This is a genomic window from Kitasatospora sp. NPDC088134, assembly GCF_044741705.1.
Classification (GTDB): domain Bacteria; phylum Actinomycetota; class Actinomycetes; order Streptomycetales; family Streptomycetaceae; genus Kitasatospora.
This window is the reverse complement of sequence record NZ_JBIUTD010000001.1, coordinates 21,281-40,728: the sequence shown is the minus strand read 5'-3', so window position 1 is coordinate 40,728 and position 19,448 is coordinate 21,281. Positions and strand designations below refer to the sequence as shown.

Here is a 19,448-nt window from a genome sequence, read left to right as displayed (position 1 = left end):
CATGCGCGGTTCGGCTGCCCCGTTCGGGCCGGAGGTTCGCAGGTCGGTGGACGCCGGAAACTCCTGTCACGGTTGTCGTGCCGGTCGGATACAGTTCGCCACGCCGTGTGCGAAGCGACCCGGGGCGGAAAGCGTTCCCGGGCGGTGGCCATCGGCACGGACAGGGGCCCTCGGTCGTGCGGCGGGCGGTGACGGACATCGCGGTCGGGCCGGGGCAGGCGAGCAGGGGGAGAACGAAGACATGATGATCAGGACCGGGCGGGCGTTCCTCGCCGCCACCGCCGTCGTGCTCGCGCTGACCGTGACGGGCTGCGGCACCAAGCACGTCGACGGCGACGCCGCCCCGACGGCCTCCGGCACGGCGAAGGGCGGCACGTCCCCCGTCGAGCTGGCGCCGGCCGCGCTGCTCGCCCAGGTGGGGGAGAAGACCGGAGCGGCCAAGTCCGCGAAGGTGCAGACCTGGATGATGCTCGGGAAGACGAACATCAGCATGAAGGGCGCGCTCTCCTGGGAGCACGGCATGCAGGGCGAGCTGACCGGTGACATGGGCGGCGCGTTCTCCCAGCAGCTCATCGCGGCCGGCGGCGACGGCACCCTGACCATCCGTTACCTGCACGACGCGATGTACATCGACATGGGCAAGGCGCTGACCGCCCAACTCGGCGGCGCCCACTGGGTCAAGTACGACTACGCGAACCTGACGAAGACGATGGGCGCGTCCGGTGACAGCGTGAAGAAGCAGATCCAGGGCGCCGATCCGGTCGCCTCGGTGCGGGCCCTGATCGCCTCCGGCAAGGCCGCCAAGGCCGGAACCGAGGACATCGACGGGAAGCCGACCACGATGTACACCGCGAACCTCACGCTCGACGACCTCGCCAAGGCGACGAGTCGCGGGTTGACCCCGGAGCAGGCCGACGAGCTCCGACAGCAGTACAGCGCCGGCGGAGTCACCACCGACCACATCGAGGTCTGGGTCGGCGAAGACGGCCTGCTGGCGAAGAAGATCGAGCAGTTCGAGACCAAGGCCGGCGTGGTCTCCTCGACGGCGGTCTACTCCGACTACGGCACCCCGGTCAACACGACCGCCCCGAGCGCGACCGAAACGATCGACTTCGTCGACCTCCTCAAGACGGCGAAGAACAGCGCCACCCCCAAGTCCTGACGCCCCCGCAACCCTGACATCCCCGCCGACCTGCAGCTCCGGAAGAAGTACGCGCAGGGGCGGACCTCCTCAACAGCCGTGCACTGCAAGCGGATCGCGGCCGGGCAGGCTGCGAGAGCCGGAGGAGCGGGGCGGGGCGGCGGGTCAGGAGGTGAGGCGGCGCTCCAGCGGAGTGCGGAAGCGCGGGGTGACCCGGGTGTCGGCGAGGAGGTCGCGGAGGGCGTCGGCCTCGGCGGTGACGGCCTTCCGGGCCGCTGCGCCGGGGTCGGTGAGAAGTTCGAACACGACGTCGCCGTCCGGGCGTTGGGCCCAGCCGCCGATCACCCGGCCGTCCCACCAGACCGTCGGGCCGAGGTTGCCGGTCCGGTCGACCAGGGCGGCGTGGTGCTCGGGGGAGAGGTACCAGTCCCGCTGCTTCCAGCCCATGGCGGTGGGGTCGAGGGCCGGGAGCAGCGCCGCCCACGGGGCCGGGGCGGCGACCGGTTCGAGATCGTCCGGGAGGACGAACCCGGCACTCCCGTCGGCGAGTTCGACCTCGACGGCGGCGCACGCGGCGAGGGCAGCCCGGACCTCGCGCACGCCCCAGCCGGTCCACCAGACCAGGTCCGCCTCGGTGGCCGGGCCGTACGCCGCCAGCCACTTCCGGGTCAACTCGGCCTGGGCGCCGTTCCGTTCGGCGGCCGAGGGCGCGGCGGCCACGGGCGGACCGGGAACCCAGCGGTGCCGGCTGCTGGTCCAACTCCCCACCGGACGGCGGCGAACCATGCTCCCCTCGATGCCGAGCACGCGCAGCAGCCGCATCCCGACCGGCTGAGTGGCCTGGTAGGACGTACCGACGCCGTAGTCGATCCCCTCGCGCAACTCCGGGACCAGCTCGCTCAGTTGGCTGCCGGTCAGGCCGGCCTCGGGGTCCGGGGCGGCGGCTGTCGCGTCCGGGGCGAGGGCGTCGGGAGCGGCGTCGGCCAGGGCGGAGCGCACGGCGGCCTCGATCCGGGCGGTCCAGGCGGCGTCCCGGCCGCTCGCGGCGAAGTCCTTGAGCATGCGGGCGCGTTCGCGGGCGGCGAGCTTCGCGGTGGTGGAGGCGTGAACGACCGGCGCCAGCTCGGCGGGCACCACGAACAGCGTGTTGCGCATGCCGTGGCGGCGCAGCACGGTGCCGTCCCGGTAGAGCGCGCGCTCGGTGTCGGCGACACCCGGGACGGCCAGCCGGGCCGAGACCGCCAGGAACACCGTCGCGGGATCGGTGGCGTGCACCGCCACCAGGGCGTCCACCGCCCGCTCCGCCCGGTCGGCCCTCGCGCCAGGCGCCAGGCAGTGCCGCACCGCGAGCCTGGCACGGCGCTGATCGTCGTCGAACCTCGCACGGGCAACCATCTGTTCCTCCTCGGTCCGGGGGACAGCCTGCCACGCCGCGACCCCCCGCCGCCGGATCGGCACGCATCCGCCCGCCCCGCCCTCGCGCCCCACCGAACGTGAAAGTTTCGGCCGCCTGGGTGGTCACTCGGAGGGTCGCGGGTGCGGGTGCGGCGACGGTCGGCAGTGGGGTTCCCCGGCAGGTGGTGGGATGCCCCCCAGAAACATCAACTTGGCGGCAAGAGAAGAGAGTTGATGGCCCATAGGGGGAGGGTGGGGGCTGGGCAGTGAAGGGCACGCCGTGGAGCGGAGCCGCCGCCGACCCGCCCCGGGCAGTGCTCCCGCGCCGCCTTGAGGCCACCGGACGGCCGGGCCGGGAGCATGCCGAGGTGGCACCGGGGCCGAGCCAGGACCCCGTCTGAGCTGCGGCGGAAGCTACCCCCCCGGGGCCGGCCGGATCTGCTGGAGGCTGCCGAGGGTCGCCCCAGGGCCGCATCGGGCTCCACCCGAGCCCGCCACGGCCCTGCCAGAGCGTCGCCGGAGCTGTTCGGCGGCCCGCCTGAGTTGTGCCGAAAGCCACCTGGGCTGTGCCCGGGCCTTGTCGGAGTCGCATAGGGCCCCACCCGAGCCCGCCGCAGCCCCGCCGAGGCCCTGCCGGGCTGCCCCGGCTGCCCGGCTGCCCGCCCGAGCTGTGCCGAAGACCGTGCTTGAGCTGCGCCGAAGGCCCTGCTTGAACTGGGCAGGGCCCCGTCCGGGCCTGCTGTGGCTGGGCCGGAGCCGCACGGCCGGTCCGCACGGTGTCGGCGGTGGTACCCGGGCCCTGTCGGAGCTGCCCCGGAGCCGCCCCTGAGCTGTGCCGAAGAGCCGCTACAGAGCCCGGTCGGAGCCCCGGCGAAGGCTCCCGGCCCCGCCTCGGCGCCCGGCCGAACTCGCCTTCGCCCGCGCGGAGTTCGGCCGAACCCCCGGTGTCGCGTCGCAGGCCCCCTGCTCGGGCCCGCCCCCGCGCGGGTTGCGTCCAGGGGCTTGAGCGGGAGCGCTCCCACGGGTTCTGTCGAACTTCTTGACGGGAGTTCGAGGTCATGGCTTCATATCGGTTGTCCCCGAGCAGAGTTCAGCTCAGTCCGGGCCAAATATGGGAGCGCTCCCATCAGTTGGGAGCGTCTTCCGTGAGTCCGTCCCCCACCCGAAAGGACTCCCGTCACTGTGTCGGCCAACCTGACGCGCCGTCTTCGGACGGCTGCTGCGGCCGCGGTGCTCAGCGCCGCGACCGTGATCCCCCTTGCCATGACGACAACCGCTGCCCACGCCGCGACCCGGGTCGACAACCCCTTCGTCGGCGCCGGTGTCTACGTGAACCCCGAGTGGTCGGCGCACGCCGCCGCCGAGCCCGGCGGCTCGGCCGTCTCCAACCAGCCCACTTTCGTCTGGCTGGACCGGATCGCCGCGATCAACGGCGCCAACGGCGGCATGGGCCTGCGGGCCCACCTGGACGCCGCGGTGCAGCAGGCCGCGGGCAAGCCGTACGTGTTCCAGGTCGTCATCTACGACCTGCCGGGCCGGGACTGCGCCGCCCTGGCCTCGAACGGCGAGCTCGGCCCCACCGACCTGCCGCGCTACAAGAGCGAGTTCATCGACCCGATCGCCGCGATCCTGGCCGACCCGGCCTACGCGAACCTGCGGATCGTCACCACCGTCGAACTGGACTCGCTGCCGAACCTGGTCACCAACGCGGGCGGCACGAATACCTCGACGCCGAACTGCGAAACCATGAAGGCCAACGGCAACTACATCAACGGCGTGGGGTACGCGCTGTCCAAGCTCGGCGCGATCCCCAACGTCTACAACTACGTGGACGCCGGCCACCACGGCTGGCTCGGCTGGGACTCCAACCTGCAGCCGGCCATCGACGTCATCAAGCAGGCCGCCACGGCGTCCGGTTCGACGCTCAACAACGTGCAGGGCTTCGTCGTCAACACCGCCAACTACGGTGCGCTGCACGAGCCGAACTTCAGCGTCACCGACACGGTGAACGGCACCACCGTCCGCCAGAGCAAGTGGGTCGACTGGAACAACTACGTCGACGAGGCGTCCTTCGCCAAGGCGTGGCGGACCAAGGCGGTCGCGTCCGGGTTCAACTCGAACATCGGCATGATCATCGACACCTCGCGCAACGGCTGGGGCGGCGCGAACCGTCCGGCCGGTCCGGGCCCGAAGACCACCGTGGACGCGTACGTCGACGGCGGCCGGATCGACCGCCGCTTCCAGACCGGCAACTGGTGCAACCAGTCCGGCGCAGGCCTCGGCGAGCGTCCGAAGGCGGCCCCCGAGGACGGCATCGCCGCGTACGTGTGGGTGAAGCCCCCGGGTGAGTCGGACGGCGCCAGCTCGGCCGTCCCGAACGACGAGGGCAAGGGCTTCGACGGGATGTGCGACCCGACGTACACGGGCAACGCGCGCAACAACAACAACATGTCGGGCGCCCTGCCGAACGCCCCGCTCGCGGGCCACTGGTTCTCGGCCCAGTTCCAGGAGTTGGTGAAGAACGCCTACCCGGCGCTCGGCACCGGCACCGCGGACACCACCCCGCCGACCGCCCCGACCGGCCTGGCGGCGACCGCCACCTCCAGCAGCGTCGCGCTGACCTGGACCGCGTCCACCGACAACGTCGGGGTGTCCGGCTACGACGTGTACCGCGGCGGCACCCTGATCGGGTCCACCAACAACACCTCGTTCACCGACACCGGCCTGAGCGCCGCGACCGCGTACTCCTACACGGTCAAGGCGAAGGACGCGGCGGGCAACGTCTCGGCGGCCTCGGTGGCGCTGAGCGTCACCACCTCCTCCGGTTCCACCCCGGACACCACCCCGCCGACCGCCCCGACCGGCCTGGCGGCGACCACCACCTCCAGCAGCGTCGCGCTGACCTGGAACGCCTCCACCGACAACGTCGGCGTCACCGGCTACGACGTGTACCGCGGCAGCACCCTGATCGGGTCGACGTCGAGCCGTACCTTCACCGACACCGGCCTGAGCGCCGCGACCGCGTACTCCTACACGGTGAAGGCGCGGGACGCGGCGGGCAACGTCTCGGCTGCCTCGGCGGCGCTGGTCGCCACCACCCAGGCGGGCACCGGCACCGGCGGCGCGGGCTGCACCGCCACCTACAAGGTCAGCAGCGACTGGGGCGCCGGCTTCAACGCCGACGTCACCGTGACCGCCGGCAACACGGCGATCAAGTCCTGGAAGGTCACCTGGACCTTCGCGGGCAACCAGCAGGTCACCAACCTGTGGAACGGCACCGTGAGCCAGTCCGGCCAGGCCGTGACCGTCAACAACGCCGGCTACAACGGCGCGGTGGCCGCCAACGGCTCCACCGGCTTCGGCTTCGGCGGCAGCTACTCCGGCAGCAACGCGGTCCCGACCCTGACCTGCACCGCCACCAGCTGACCGCACCCGAGGAAACGGGTCCGGCCGGACCCGGACCCGCCCGGCCGCCGGCTGACGACGGCGGCCGGGCACCGGAGGCGCCGCCCACGTGCAGAGTCTGCACGTGGGCGGCTGCCCGTTTTCCGGCCGGTAAAGGGCTGGGGGAGACCGGTAAAGGGCCAGGGGAGAGGGGAGGGACGAGGGGAGGGGGAGCGGAAAAGGACGACGGATCGGAACCCGGGCGGAAGCGGTCGGAACACGCCACCGATCGGCTCTCCCGGCTTGCGATGCGGTTCCGGAGTATAGGAAGATCTTTATGTCCTGTTGTCATTTTTCGACTGCCACGTCGGAAGGGGTGCCGTCATGGCGCGTCCGAATTGGGTGCCCGCAGGGACCGACCTCGACAAGCCGAACGCGGCCCGGGTGTACGACTACTACCTCGGCGGTTCGCACAACTTCGAGGTGGACCGCCAGATGGCCCGCAAGGCGATCGAACTCTGGCCCGACCTGCCGAAGATCATGCGGGCCAACCGGGCGTTCCTCCGCCGCGCCACCCAGTTCGTCGCCCAGGAGGGCATCAGCCGCTTCCTGGACATCGGCTCCGGCATCCCGACCTTCGGCGCCGTCCACGAGGTCGCCCGCGAGTACCAGCCGGACGCGCGCGTGGTCTACATCGACATGGACCCGGTCGCCGTCGCGCACAGCCGCCTGATCCTGGCCGACGACCCGCTCAGCCGGATCGTCGACGCGGACCTGCGCAACACCGCCGACCTGCTGGCCCGCCCCGAGGTCGAGGAACTGCTCGCCCCCGGCGAGCCCGTCGCGGTGATCCTGAACGCCGTCATGCACTTCGTCACCGACGAGGACGACCCCGCCAAGATCCTCGCCACCCTCCGCGAGGCGCTGCCCAGCGGCAGCATCCTGGTCCTCTCGCACGCCTCCCTGGAGGGCCGCCCCGACCAGGCCGCGGGCCACCAGAAGCTCTACCGGTCGACGCCGACGCCGCTGACCATGCGCAACCGCGAGCAGATCACCGCCATGTTCGAGGGCTACGAACTGCTGGAACCCGGCGTGGTGTACCTCCCCGAGTGGCACCCGGACGACGCCGAGTCGGTCGGCCCGCACCCCGAGCGGATGACCGGCATGGCCGGCGTCGGACGCCTGTCGTGAACGAGTCGCCGCTCGCGGGCAACGGGTTCCACGCCGCGTGGGCGGCGATGCTGCGGACCGGGCACGGCGCCGCGGTGCGGCCCGGCGTGCTCAACCCGCTGATCGCCCGGACCTCCGAACTGCTGCACCGGGCAGCCGAGGAGCGGCCGTTCCGCCCCGAACTGGCCTCCCAGGTCGGCGCGCTGCTGATCGACAACCACTTCACCGACCCGCAACTGCTGTCCGAGGCCGTGCAGTTGATCCAGCGTCGGCCGCTGCCGGACGAGCGCGGCCCCGCGCTCAGCGGTGCCTTCGCGGCCGGCTGGGCGGCCGCCCTGCGCGAGCGCACGCTGCGCGAGCAGGAGGCGATCCGGCTGGCCGCCGACACCGCGCGCCAGGAGGTGGAGAAGGCGCTGCGGGTCTCCGAGGCCCGCTTCCGCGCCCTGTTCGAGTCCGCGGCGATCGGCATCGGCCTCGGCGACACCGACGGCAACATCCTGGCCGTCAACCGCGCCCTCGGGGAGATCTTCGGCGGCGGCCCCGAGGACATGCAGGGCGTGCGGGTCAACGACCTGGTCCACCCCGAGGACACCCCGGGCGTGTGGGAGGCCTACGAGGACCTGATCAGCGGGAAGCGCGAGTACTTCCAGTTCGACAAGCCGTACTACCGCAGCGACGGCGAGGTGGTGTGGACCCACCTGACGGTGTCGCTGATCCGCGACGACGACGGCACGCCGCTCTACCAGGTCGCCATGCTGGAGGACATCACCGACCGCTACCGCCTCCAGGAGCGGCTGCGCCACCAGGCCACCCACGACCCGCTGACCGGCCTGCCCAACCGGGCCGCGTTCTTCGAACGGCTGGAGAAGCTGTTCGAGGACCCGGAGCCGGACGCCCGGTTCGGCCTCTGCTACGTCGACCTGGACGGCTTCAAGGTCGTCAACGACAGCCTCGGCCACGACATGGGCGACCAGCTGCTGACCGCGGTGGCCGACCGCCTGGAGTCCGCGCTCACCCCGCTCGGCCACCTGGTGGCCCGGCTCGGTGGCGACGAGTTCGTGGTGCTGCTGGAGAACTGCCGCGGCGAGCAGGAGGCCGTCGCCGCCGCCAAGACCGTGCTGGCCGCGCTCACCAAGCCCGTCGTGATCGGCGACCACCGGCTCGCCGTCGGCGCCAGCATCGGCGTGCTGGAGCGCCGGATCGCCACCACCACGCCGGGCGCCGCCGTCCGGGCCGCCGATCTGACGCTGTACCGCGCCAAGGAGGCCGGGCGCGGCCGCTGGACGCTGTTCGACCCGAAGGAGAACGCGCGCGCCGTCAGCCGGTACGCGGTCTCGGTGCGGATGCCCGCCGCCCTGGACCACGGCGAGTTCTTCATCGACTACCAGCCGATGGTCGACCTCGGCACCGGCGCGATGACCGGCGTCGAGGCGCTGGTGCGCTGGCGCCACCCGCAGCTGGGCGTGCTCGGCCCCGAGGAGTTCGTCGGCGTCGCCGAGGAGACCGGGCTGATCATGCCGCTCGGCCGCTGGGTGCTGGAGCAGGCCTGCGAGCAGGCCGCCGACTGGGTGGCCAGGTTCGGTGACCGCGCGCCCAAGCTCAGCGTCAACCTGGCGGTCCGGCAGGCCCGCAACGCCGGACTGGTCGCCGACATCGACCGCATCCTGCGCCACACCGGGCTCGACCCGTCCATGCTGCAGCTGGAGATCACCGAGTCCACCGTGGTCGGCCCCGAGGACGAGGCGCTCAAGGCGCTGCACGCCCTGGTCGACATGGGCGTGTCGCTGGCCGTCGACGACTTCGGCACCGGCTGGTCCAACCTCGCCTACCTGCGCGACCTGCCGGTCTCCAACCTGAAGATCGCCGGCTCCTTCGTCGGCGACCTGCACGACCCCGCCAAGGACACCCACCTCGGCTGGCGGATCGTCAGCGGCCTGGTCTCGCTCGCCCACACCCTCGGCCTGTCCGTCACCGCCGAGGGCGTGGAGAGCCCCGCCGACGCCGAGCGGCTGCGCCTGATGGGCTGCGACCTCGCCCAGGGCTGGCACTTCGGGCGCCCCGTCCGGCCCGCCGAGATCGCCCGCCGGATCGCCGAGGCCGATCTGGAGGCCGACCTCTCCGCCGCCGACGCAGACGGCCGGGACGACTGCAACGACCGGAACAGCCGCGTCGACCAGGAGAGTTGAGGAACCGGTCGGCGGGGTCGAGGCTCCGGCCGGCGGATGGGCGGTTTCGGACAGCGCGGGGGCCGGACCGGGAGGGACGCCCCCTCCGGAGGGAAGAATCGGACATAGGGGGGCAAAGGTGATTGACAGTCCGCCGGTCCGGGGCGGACGATGAGACCCTGACTCCGCCGGACGGGCACCGTCCCGGGCCCGGCCGAGCAGGCCCACCCGCGGCGCGCCACGCGCCCCGGACGGCGGTCGCCCTTCTTCCGGCGCCGCCCGTCCACGCGGGACCGGGCGGGGGACGGGCAGGGGAGCCCGGCCGGGGGGAACGCCGGGGGAACCACGCACCGCGGCCGCCACGGCCACCGCACCTGACGTCGGACGCCGGGCGCCGCACTCCATCCTCCGCACGGGCACCGCCGTGCCCGCTGCCGCCTCAGCGAGAGGCACACCGCGATGACCGCCACCCTGCCCACCGGGCAACCCGCCGGCACCGGACCCGCCGGTCCGCCCGCCACTCCCTCCAACCCCGCCGACCCCGCCGCCGACCCGGCCGAGGGCGACCGCCCCCGGCGCCGGGCCGGCGACTACACCAGCCGACACACCGTCAGCCTGGTGGTGCCCGCCCGCGACGAGGCCCGCAACATCCCCTGGGTGTTCGAACAGATCCCGGTCTGCGTCGACGAGGTCATCCTGGTCGACGGCTCCTCCCGGGACGCCACCGTGGCGATGGCCCGGGCCTGCCTGCCCGCCGTCCGCAGCGTCCACCAGGACGCCCCCGGCAAGGGCAACGCGCTGCGCGCCGGGTTCGCCGCCGCCACCGGCGAGTACATCGTGATGATCGACGCCGACGGCTCGATGTCCCCCGGCGAGATCCCGCACTACCTGCACTTCCTCGACCACGGCTACGACTTCGTCAAGGGCTCCCGGCGGATCGCCGGCGGCGGCTCGCTCGACCTCACCCTGCTGCGCGCCCTCGGCAACAAGGCGCTGCTGCTGGTCGCCAACCGCCTCTACGGGGCCCTGCTGACCGACCTGTGCTACGGCTACTGCGCGTTCCGCCGCAGCTTCCTCGCCGAACTCGACCTGCACGCCGCCGGGTTCGAGATCGAGGCGGAGATGATCGTGCACGCGCTGCGCTCGGGACTGCGGATCGCCGAAGTCCCCAGCCTCGAACTCCCGCGCCGCAGCGGACGCTCCCACCTGCACGCCGTCGCCGACGGCCGCCGGGTCCTGCGCACCCTGCTCGCGGAACGCCCCGGCGCGGCGGGAGCGGCTCGATGAACGGCTGCGGTACGACCAACGGGAGCGGCCCGACGGACAGCTGCGGTGCGACGAACGCCGGTGGCCCGACGAACGGCGGTGACCGGCGCGGCCGTGCGCCCGGACGGCCGCACGCCCCCGTCACCGTGGTCGAACTGGACCTGGACGACCCGGGCGAGGTGCGCTCGCCCGGCGGCCGCGGCCCCGCCGACCCCGACGGGCGGGTGTCGGCCCTGGTACGGCTGCACGGGCACCCGCTCGGCATGGTGCACGCCACCGGGACGAGCGGCCGGCCCGGCGCGCTCGCCCGGGCGCTGGTCGCCGCCGCCCACCGCGAACTGCCCGTCCCCGCCCGGTCCACCGCCGTCCCCGCGGCCGGCCACAGCCGGACCGAGCGGGACCGGGCCCGGGCCGAGCGCCCCACCGTCAGCGTGGTCGTCCCCACCCACAACCGCCCCGGGACGCTGCGGCGCTGCCTGGACACCCTGCTGCGCTCCCCCTACCCGCACTACGAGGTGCTGGTGGTCGACAACGCCCCCGCCGACGACCGGGCCCGCCGCCTGATCGACGACCACTACCGCGACCGGGTCCGCTACCTGTGCGAGCCCGTCACCGGCCTGGCCCGCGCCCGCAACCGCGGACTGGCCGCCGCCCGGGGCGAGTTGACCGCCTTCGCGGACGACGACCTGCTGGTCGACGCGGCCTGGATCGACGCCCTCGCCGACGCCTTCGCCGAGGACCCGGCGATCGGCTGCGTCACCGGTCTGGTGCTGCCCGCCGAACTCGACACCCCTGCCCAGCGCGCCCTCGAACAGTACGGCGGCTACGCCCGCGGCTACCGGGCCCGCACCTGGTCGCTGGCCGCCGACGACGACCCGCTGCTGCGCTTCTCCGTCGGCCGCTGCGGTTCCGGCGCCAACATGGCCTTCCGTACCCGACTGCTGCGCAGCCTCGGCGGGTTCGACCCGGCCACCGGCGCGGGCACCCCCGCCCGCGGCGGCGAGGAGCTGCTGGCCTTCCACCGGGTGCTCGCCGCCGGTGCCGCCATCGCCTACCAGCCGGACGCCATCGTCTGGCACCCGCACCCCCGCACCGACGACGAACTCGCCCACCAGGTCTACAACTTCGGCGTCGGCTTCGGCGCCTACCTGACCGCCGCCGTCACCCACCGCCCCGCCACCCTGGTCCCGCTGGTGCGCCGCCTGCCGCGCGGCCTGTGGCAGTGGGAGGCGGCCCGCCGCGCCCGCGCCGGGACCCGCTCCGACGGGCCGGCCCCCGTCGCCGGGCCGCAGCACCTCGGGCGGCGCGAACTGTGCGGCCTGCTGTACGGCCCGCTCGGCTACCTGATCAGCGTCCGCCGGCAGCGCGCCGTCGACCGGCACGCCCAGGCGGTCGGGGCCACGGCCGCAGGGGGTGGGCAGCGATGAACACGCCTGTTGCCCAACAGGGTTGGGCCGCGGTGACCGGGGTCCGCGGGCTGATCCCGGACGCGCCGGCCGCCGTGGTCGACTTCGACCCCGACCGGCCCGGCGGACCGCGCCGCCCCGACGGGCGGCCCGCCGACCCGGACGGGCGGGTGCTCGCGCTGATCCGTCGGCAGGGCCGCCCGCTCGGGCTGCTCGCGACCACCGCCGACCGTGGCCGACCAGGGAAGCTGGAAAGGGAGTTGGTGGCGGAGGCGGAGCGAATCGAGGACCCCCGGCAGAGCCGACCGGCGCCGGTCGGCGGCCCGCTGGTGAGCGTCGTCGTCTGCACCCGGGACCGGGAGGGGATGCTGCGGCAGTGCCTCGACTCCCTGCTGCGCAACCGCCACCCGCGGATCGAGTACCTGCTCGTCGACAACACACCCGGCCGACCGGCCGGCGCGGAGCCGCCGGACGGCCCGGTCCGCCGGCTCCGCGAACCCGTCCCCGGCCTGGCCCGCGCCCGCAACCGCGGACTGGCCGCCGCCCGGGGCGAGTTGATCGCCTTCACTGACGACGACACGCTCACCGACCCCGGCTGGGCCGCCGCCCTCGCCGACGCCTTCGCCGCCGACCCGGCGATCGGCTGCGTCACCGGCCTGGTACTGCCCGCCGAACTCGACACCCCCGCCCAGGTCGCCTTCGAACGCTACTGCGGCTACGCCCGGGGCTTCGCCCCCGCCGCCTGGCGGCTCGACCGGCCGCCCGCCGACGACCCGCTGTTCCCGTTCACCGTCAGCCGCTGCGGCACCGGCGCCAACATGGCCTTCCGCACCGAACTGCTGCGCCGCATCGGCGGGTTCGAACCCGCGATCGGCGCGGGCAGCCCCGGGCGCGGCGGCGAGGACCTGCTGGCGTTCCTGCGGGTGCTGCGGGCCGGCGCCACCCTCGCCTACCGGCCCGACGCCCTGGTCTGGCACCGTCACCGCCGCACCGGGCCCGAACTCGCCGACCAGGTCCACAACTTCGGCATCGGCTTCGGCGCCTACCTGACCGCCGCCGCCGTGCACCACCCCGACCTGCTGCCCGCCCTCGCCGCCCGCCTCCCGCGCGGCGCCCGGCAGGCGCTGCGCCGCCGCGACCGGACCGCCCGGCAACGCGACCCCGCCCTCGCCGCCCTCGGCCACCGCGAACTGCTCGGCCTGCTGCACGGCCCGGCCGGCTACCTGCGCGGCGCCCGCGAACGCCGCCGCGCCGGCGAAGGAGCCGAGCCATGACCACGACCACCGAACGGGTCGAGGCCCGGCCCCGCCCCTTCACCGCCCTGCTGCGCGCCGAACTCGCCAAGGCGCTGCGGGAGCGGACCGCGCCGGTGCGCGGGCCGCGGGCCCGCCGCGGCCCGGCCGAACCACTGCTGCGCAACGGGCACATGCTGGCCGGCAGCGCCCTGCTCTCGGCCGCGCTCGGCGCGGTGTTCTGGGTCCTCGCCACCCGCTGGTACCCCCCCGAGACGGTCGGCCGGTGCACGGCCGCACTGTCGGTGGCGGGCCTGCTCTCCGGCCTCGGCCGGTTCAACCTCGGCGACGTGCTCACCCGGTTCGTGCCCACCGCGGGCCGGCACACCCGCTGGCTGGTGCTGCGCTGCTACGCCGTCAGCATCGGCGCGAGCGGCCTCGCCGCCGTCGGCTTCCTGTTCCTCGTCCCCTGGATCACACCCGAACTCGCCTTCCTGCGCGACCCGGTGCCCGCCGCCGCGTTCCTGGTGGCGACGGCCGGCTACTCCGTCTTCGTGCTGCAGGACGGCGCGCTCACCGGGCTGCGCCGCACCGGCTGGGTACTCGGCGAGAACGCCCTGTTCAACGTCGTCAAAGCGGTACTGCTCGGCCTCGGCGCCGCCCTCGCCGTCTCCGCCGGCATCCTGGTCGCCTGGTCGCTGGCCCTGCTGGCGGCGATCGCCGTCACCAGCACCGTGCTGTTCCGGCACGCCATCCCCGCCCACCAGCGCGCCGACCGCGCGGGCGCGCCCCGGCCCCGCCGGGTCCTCGGGTACGCCACCGCCGACTACTTCGGCAAGACCGCGGCCGTCGCCTGCGGCACCGCCGTCCCGCTGCTGGTGCTCGGCCGGCTCGGCGCCGACCGGGCCGCCTACTACGCGCTGGCGTTCATCATCGCCGACACCTTCTACGTGGCCGTCACCTCGATGGGCGGCTCGCTGGTCGTCGAGGGGGTCCGCGACCCGGCCCGGCTCGCCGAGTACGGCCGCCGGATGCTGCGCCACGCGGCCGCGCTGGTTGCCCTCGCCGGCGCCGCCGTCACCGCCGCCGCGCCGCTGCTGCTGCTCCCGTTCGGCGCCGGCTACGCCGAGCACGGCAGCACCGTCCTGCGGCTGATGGCGCTGTCCGCGCTGCCCAACGTCGTCCTCGGCGTGGCCGTCGAGGTCGCCCGGGTCCGCCGCGCGCTGCGCACCCTGCTGCTGCTGGAGTTCGGCTCCGCCGGACTCGTCCTCGCCCTGGTCGCCGTGCTGCTGCCGCCGCTCGGCCTGACCGGCGTCGGCCTGGCCTGGCTGATCGCTGCCTGCGCGCTGGCCGTCCCACTGCTCGCCACCCTCCCGCGGTGGCTGCCCGCACCGCCCAGGAGGCCGGCATGAGCACCCCACCCGCCACCGTCACCGTGGTCATCTGCGCCTACACCCTCGACCGGTGGGACGACCTGAGCGCCGCCGTCGCCTCCGTCCGGGCCCAGCGCCGGCCCGCCGACGAACTGCTGCTGATCGCCGACCACAACCCCGAACTCGCCGCCAGGGCAGCCGGGTTGGCCGGAGTCACGGTGCTCGCCAACAGCGGCCCGCGCGGCCTGTCCGGGGCCCGCAACACCGGCGTCGCCGCCGCCCGCGGCGAGATCGTCTGCTTCCTCGACGACGACGCCACCGCCGCCCCCGACTGGACCCGCCACCTGCTCGACGGCTACCGCGACCCCGCCGTGCTCGGCGTCGGCGGACTGGTCACCCCCCGCTGGGACGGCGGCCGGCCCCGCTGGTTCCCGCCCGAGTTCGACTGGGTGGTCGGCTGCACCCACCGCGGCGCCCCCCGCCGCGCCGCCGCCGTCCGCAACCTGACCGGCGCCAACATGTCCTTCCGCCGCGCCGCGCTGCGCGAGGCCGGCGGCTTCCGCACCGAACTCGGCCGGATCGGCACCCGCCCGCTCGGCTGCGAGGAGACCGAGCTCTGCCTGCGCCTGACCCGCCGCCACCCCGGCACCCGGCTGCGCTACGACCCCGCCGCCGTGGTCCGCCACCACGTCCCCGAGACCCGGGCCGCCTGGGCCTACTTCCGGGCCCGCTGCTGGGCCGAGGGCCGCTCCAAGGCCCGGGTCGCCCGCCTCGCCGGACCGCGCCGCGCCCTCGCCGAGGAACGCCGCCACCTGCGCCGCGCCCTGCCCGCCGCCCTCGCCCGCGACCTGCGGCACGCCCGCCTGGCCCGGGCCGCCGCGCTCTGCGCCGGCACCGTGCTCACCGTCCTCGGCTACGCGGTCGGCACCGCCGCGGCCCCGCGCCCCGGGAGGCGGCCGTGACCACGATCCCGGTCTTCCTCTACCACTCGGTCTCCGACCACCCGCCCCAGTGGCTGGCCCCCTACACCGTCAGCCCGCGCGCCTTCAAGCTCCAGCTCGACCGCATCCAGGACGCCGGCCGCCGGATCGTCCCGCTGCGCCGCCTGGTCGCCGCCCTGCACGGCGGCCCCGCGCTGCCGCCCGACGCCGCCGTCCTCACCTTCGACGACGGCTACGCCGACTTCTACTGGACCGTCGCCCCCGAACTCGCCGACCGCGGCCTCGCCGCCACCCTCTACCTCACCGTCGGCGCGATCCACCCGCCCGGCCGCCGGGCCGGCGGCAGCCTGCTGCCCGCCACCCCCATGCTGAACTGGCGCCAGGTCACCACCCTCGACACCCTCGGCATCGAGATCGGCGGCCACTCCGTCACCCACGTCCCGCTCGACACCGTGTACGGCCGCCGCCTCGACGAGGAGATCACCGGCTGCAAGCACCGTCTGGAGGACGCCCTCGGCCACCCCGCCACCGCCTACGCCTACCCGCACGGCTACTCCAGCCGCGCCGTCCGCGCCAAGGTCCGGACCGCCGGCTGGACCTCCGCCGCCGCCGTCGAGAACCGGCTCAGCACCGAGAACGACGACCCGCTGCGGATCTCCCGCCTGATGGTCCACCAGGACACCCCCGCCCGGGTCTTCGACCGGTGGGCGCTCGGCCGCGGCGCCCGCCTCGCCCCCGCCCCCGAGAGTCTCTACACCCGGGCCTGGCGCAGCTACCGCCGGGTCCGCACCGCCCTCGGCAGCCCCGTCGGCGGACCGCCGCAGACCTGAGGCGCCGCCACCATGACCGGAGCCCGCACCGCCCGCCCCGACCAGGCCACCGGCCCGGCCGACCCGCCCGCCGCGCAGCGCGCCCCCCGCACCCGGTGGGCCGCGTACGGCGCGCTGCCGCTCGCCGTCGCGCTCTGGCTGCTCGCGCTGCGCGGCGTCCGCCTCGACCGGATGGGTGACCTCGGCCTGCTCCAGGTGCTGCCCCCCGCGTACTGGGCCGCACTCGCGCTGCTCGCCGCCGGCTTCGTCCTGCTGCTGCGCCTGCCCCGCCCGCCCGCCGCGCTCGCCGCCGGCTACGTGCTCGCCCTGATCGCCGCCGTGCACGCCACCCCCAGCCTGCTCTACCCCGGGCCGCGCTACGCCTGGTCGTGGAAGCACCTCGCCGTGGTCGACGCGATGCTGCGCCACGACGGCACCGTCCCGCACGCCGACGGCCTCGACATCTACAACCAGTGGCCCGGGTTCTTCCAGCTCAACGTGCTCCTGCTGCGCGCCACCGGCCTGCACTCCGCGCTCGGCCTGGCCGACTGGTACGAGCCGCTGGCCAACCTGCTGCTGCTCGGCCCGCTGCTGCTGCTGTTCGCCGCCCTCACCCGCGACCCCCGGCTGATCTGGGGCGGCGCCTTCCTCTACTACGCCACCAGCTGGGTCGGCCAGGACTACTACTCCCCGCAGGCCTTCGCCTACCTGCTGTACCTGCTGGTGATCGCCCTGGTGGTGCGCCGCCTGGCCGCGAGCACGCCTTCCCCGGACGGGCCTTCCCCGAACGGGCCTTCCCCGGGCGGCCGTTGGCGGGTCGGACCGTTCCTGCTGGTGCTGGTCCTGACCGCCGCCGTGGCCACCTCCCACCAGCTCACCCCCCTGATGCTGATCAGCACCCTGCTGCTGCTGGCGCTGCCCCGGCGCAACCGGCGGACGGTGCTGCCGGTGCTCGCCGCGGCCGTCGCCACCACCGTCCTGTGGGACGCCACCGTCGCCCGCCGCTACGTCGCCGCCAACCTGGGCGACCTCACCGCCGCCCTGCTCTCGCCCGACCGCAACGTGCTCTCCGGCGTCGCCGGACTCGGCGCCGCCGCCCCCGGCCAGGTCCTGGTCGCCTGGACCGACCGCGCCACCGCCGCCGCCGTCCTGCTGCTCGCCCTCACCGCCCTGCTGGTCGACCGGCGACTGCGCCGCACCGGCCTGCCGATGCTGCTCGCCGCCCCGCTGCCGCTGCTGCTCGCCAACCCCTACGGCGGCGAAATGATCTTCCGCGCCTACCTGTTCGCGCTGCCCGCCGCCGCCTTCCTCGGCGCCACCCTGCTGTTCGGCGGCCGCACCCCCCGGCCCCCCTGGCGCACCCCCGCGGCCTGCGCCGCCGTCCTGGTCCTGCTCACCGGCCTGCTGCTCGGCAACTACAGCAAGGAGGCGATGAACTGGTTCAGCACCCAGGAGATCGCCGCCGTCGACTACGTCGCCGCCACCGCGCCGCCCGGCTCCCGGCTGGTCTCCGTCACCGCCGATCTGCCCGGCGGCGAACGCCGCTACGACCAGCTCGAACGCACCGTGCTCGGCCAGCTGACCGCCGATGACCAGCGCCGCCTGGTCACCGACCCGCTGCCCGTCGTCCAGCAGCTGATGGACGACCCCCGCACCACCGGCCCCTCCTACCTGATCCTCACCCGCGCCCAGGCCGCCGAATGCCGGCTCACCGGCCGCCTGCCCGCCGACACCGTCGACCTGGTGCACGCCGCCGTCGCCGGCTCGCCCCGCTTCCAGGCCGTCTTCACCACCCCCGACGCCGTCGTCTACCGCTACCTGCCGCCCGTCGCCGCACCCGGCGGCCGAGGAGGTGCGCGATGACCAGCCACCCGCTCCTTCCGCACACCGGCCCCACCCCCGCCCGGCTGCTGCTCGCCGCCTCCGGCTGGGCCGCCGTGCTGGCCACCGCGCTGCAACCCGGCAACCCCGTCCGCGCCGCTCTCGCCGCCGCCTTCCTGCTGGTCGGCCCCGGCACCGCCGCCGTCCGGCTGGCCCGCCCCCTCCTGCGGCCCACCGCGCTGCCCGAACTGATCGGCCTCGCCGGGCTGACCGTCGGCGCCGGACTCGCCCTCGCCACCCTCACCGCCGAGGCCCTGCTGCTCACCGGCACCTTCACCACCGTCCGCGCGCTCGGCCTGCTCGCCGCCTTCACCACTCTCGGCGCCCTCGCCCCCCGCCGCCCCCGGCGCCCGAGCACCCGCCACCTCGCCCCGCTGGTCGCCGTCCTCGCCCTGCTGCTGCTCGCCGGCTGCTCCGGCCTCGGCAAGGGCGACCCCGCCGCCGACCGGGACGGCCACCTCGCCGAAGCCGCCGCCGCGGCCCCCGCCGCCGCCGACGGCGGCGCCCCCGCCACCGGCGGCCCCTGGCACAGCGTCCTGCGCGAGGACTTCGCCGGTACCGGCACCGGAACCGGCCTCGACCGCGGCACCTGGGCGACCTGCTACGACTGGAACGTCGACGGCTGCACCAACGGCGGCAACGGCGAAACCGAGTGGTACCTGCCCAGCCGGGTCGCCGTCCAGGGCGGCGCCCTGCACCTCACCGCGCAGCGCGGCGCCACCACCGGCAGCGACGGCAAGCAGTACCCCTGGACCTCCGGCATGGTCACCACCGGCCGCGACAGCTGGAACGCCGAACCCCGACGGACCTTCACCTACGGGTACTTCGCCGCCGCCGTCCGCTTCCCCTCGCCCGCCGAAGGCTTCTTCCCCGCCGTCTGGCTGATCCCCGCCGGCACCCGCACCGCCCCGCCGGAACTCGACATCGCCGAGTTCCCCGGCACCAACAGCGCCGTCAACATGAACCTGCACTGGCAGACCGCCGACGGCGCCGACGCCCACACCGGCACCACCTGGGGCCCGGTGCAACTCGCCGACTGCTACCACCTGGTCGCCGTCGACTGGGAACCCGACTCCGTCACCTGGTACGTCGACGGCGTGCAGCGCTTCCGGATCACCGACCCGGCGCGGGTCCCGCACGTCCCGATGGAACTCGTCCTGAACCTGGCCGTCGGCTACCCCTCCGCACCGCCCGCCGACGCCACCACCGCCCGGTTCGACGTCGACTGGGTGCAGGTCTGGCAGCACTGAACTCCCTTACCGGGCATACGAGTCGGGCCCCTTGC

General features: G+C 74.7%; 13 protein-coding genes. 12 read left to right on the top strand and 1 reads right to left on the bottom strand.

The window, feature by feature from the left end; translation table 11 throughout:
* The first annotated feature begins 241 nt into the window (after positions 1–241).
* Positions 242–1,162 carry a hypothetical protein gene (locus ACIOHG_RS00125; protein WP_400943338.1) on the top strand — a complete coding sequence of 307 codons (921 nt, stop codon included), beginning with the start codon at positions 242–244 and terminating at the stop codon, positions 1,160–1,162.
* Between the two features lie 144 nt (positions 1,163–1,306).
* Here ACIOHG_RS00125 and ACIOHG_RS00120 read toward each other — a convergent pair whose 3' ends face one another.
* Positions 1,307–2,536, bottom strand: coding sequence for a winged helix DNA-binding domain-containing protein (locus tag ACIOHG_RS00120; protein WP_400943335.1), 1,230 nt, complete (start codon positions 2,534–2,536; stop codon positions 1,307–1,309).
* 1,263 nt (positions 2,537–3,799) lie between these two features.
* On the opposite strand from ACIOHG_RS00120, the gene ACIOHG_RS00115 reads away from it, so the two are divergent.
* The 11 genes from ACIOHG_RS00115 (at position 3,800) to ACIOHG_RS00065 (ending at position 19,413) form a co-directional block, all read left to right on the top strand.
* Positions 3,800–5,962 carry a glycoside hydrolase family 6 protein gene (locus ACIOHG_RS00115; RefSeq protein ID WP_400943332.1) on the top strand — a complete coding sequence of 721 codons (2,163 nt, stop codon included), beginning with the start codon at positions 3,800–3,802 and terminating at the stop codon, positions 5,960–5,962.
* 342 nt (positions 5,963–6,304) lie between these two features.
* Positions 6,305–7,111, top strand: a complete 807-nt coding sequence (locus ACIOHG_RS00110; protein WP_400943329.1) for an SAM-dependent methyltransferase — start codon at positions 6,305–6,307, stop codon at positions 7,109–7,111.
* Entirely contained in the window at positions 7,108–9,276 is a 2,169-nt protein-coding gene (locus ACIOHG_RS00105; RefSeq protein WP_400943326.1) for a putative bifunctional diguanylate cyclase/phosphodiesterase, read from the top strand. The genes ACIOHG_RS00110 and ACIOHG_RS00105 overlap by 4 nt, the downstream gene beginning before the upstream one ends.
* 438 nt (positions 9,277–9,714) lie before the next feature.
* Positions 9,715–10,542 (top strand): glycosyltransferase family 2 protein, encoded by an 828-nt coding sequence (locus ACIOHG_RS00100; RefSeq protein WP_400943324.1) that lies wholly within the window; start codon positions 9,715–9,717, stop codon positions 10,540–10,542.
* Positions 10,539–11,948, top strand: a complete 1,410-nt coding sequence (locus tag ACIOHG_RS00095) for a glycosyltransferase family 2 protein (RefSeq protein WP_400943321.1) — start codon at positions 10,539–10,541, stop codon at positions 11,946–11,948. Before ACIOHG_RS00100 ends, ACIOHG_RS00095 begins: the two co-directional genes overlap by 4 nt.
* On the top strand, positions 11,945–13,201 hold the full coding sequence (locus ACIOHG_RS00090) for a glycosyltransferase family 2 protein (protein ID WP_400943318.1): 1,257 nt from the start codon (positions 11,945–11,947) through the stop codon (positions 13,199–13,201). Before ACIOHG_RS00095 ends, ACIOHG_RS00090 begins: the two co-directional genes overlap by 4 nt.
* Complete coding sequence (locus tag ACIOHG_RS00085; protein ID WP_400943315.1) at positions 13,198–14,571, top strand: lipopolysaccharide biosynthesis protein; 1,374 nt, start codon at positions 13,198–13,200, stop codon at positions 14,569–14,571. Before ACIOHG_RS00090 ends, ACIOHG_RS00085 begins: the two co-directional genes overlap by 4 nt.
* Complete coding sequence (locus tag ACIOHG_RS00080) at positions 14,568–15,494, top strand: glycosyltransferase family 2 protein (protein WP_400943312.1); 927 nt, start codon at positions 14,568–14,570, stop codon at positions 15,492–15,494. The genes ACIOHG_RS00085 and ACIOHG_RS00080 overlap by 4 nt, the downstream gene beginning before the upstream one ends.
* Positions 15,491–16,303 carry a polysaccharide deacetylase family protein gene (locus tag ACIOHG_RS00075; RefSeq protein WP_400943309.1) on the top strand — a complete coding sequence of 271 codons (813 nt, stop codon included), beginning with the start codon at positions 15,491–15,493 and terminating at the stop codon, positions 16,301–16,303. The genes ACIOHG_RS00080 and ACIOHG_RS00075 overlap by 4 nt, the downstream gene beginning before the upstream one ends.
* Before the next feature lie 12 nt (positions 16,304–16,315).
* On the top strand, positions 16,316–18,145 hold the full coding sequence (locus tag ACIOHG_RS00070; RefSeq protein ID WP_400943306.1) for a glycosyltransferase: 1,830 nt from the start codon (positions 16,316–16,318) through the stop codon (positions 18,143–18,145).
* A complete protein-coding gene (locus ACIOHG_RS00065) occupies positions 18,142–19,413 on the top strand; it encodes a family 16 glycosylhydrolase (RefSeq protein ID WP_400943303.1) in 1,272 nt (423 codons plus the stop codon). Before ACIOHG_RS00070 ends, ACIOHG_RS00065 begins: the two co-directional genes overlap by 4 nt.
* The last annotated feature ends 35 nt before the right edge of the window (positions 19,414–19,448 follow it).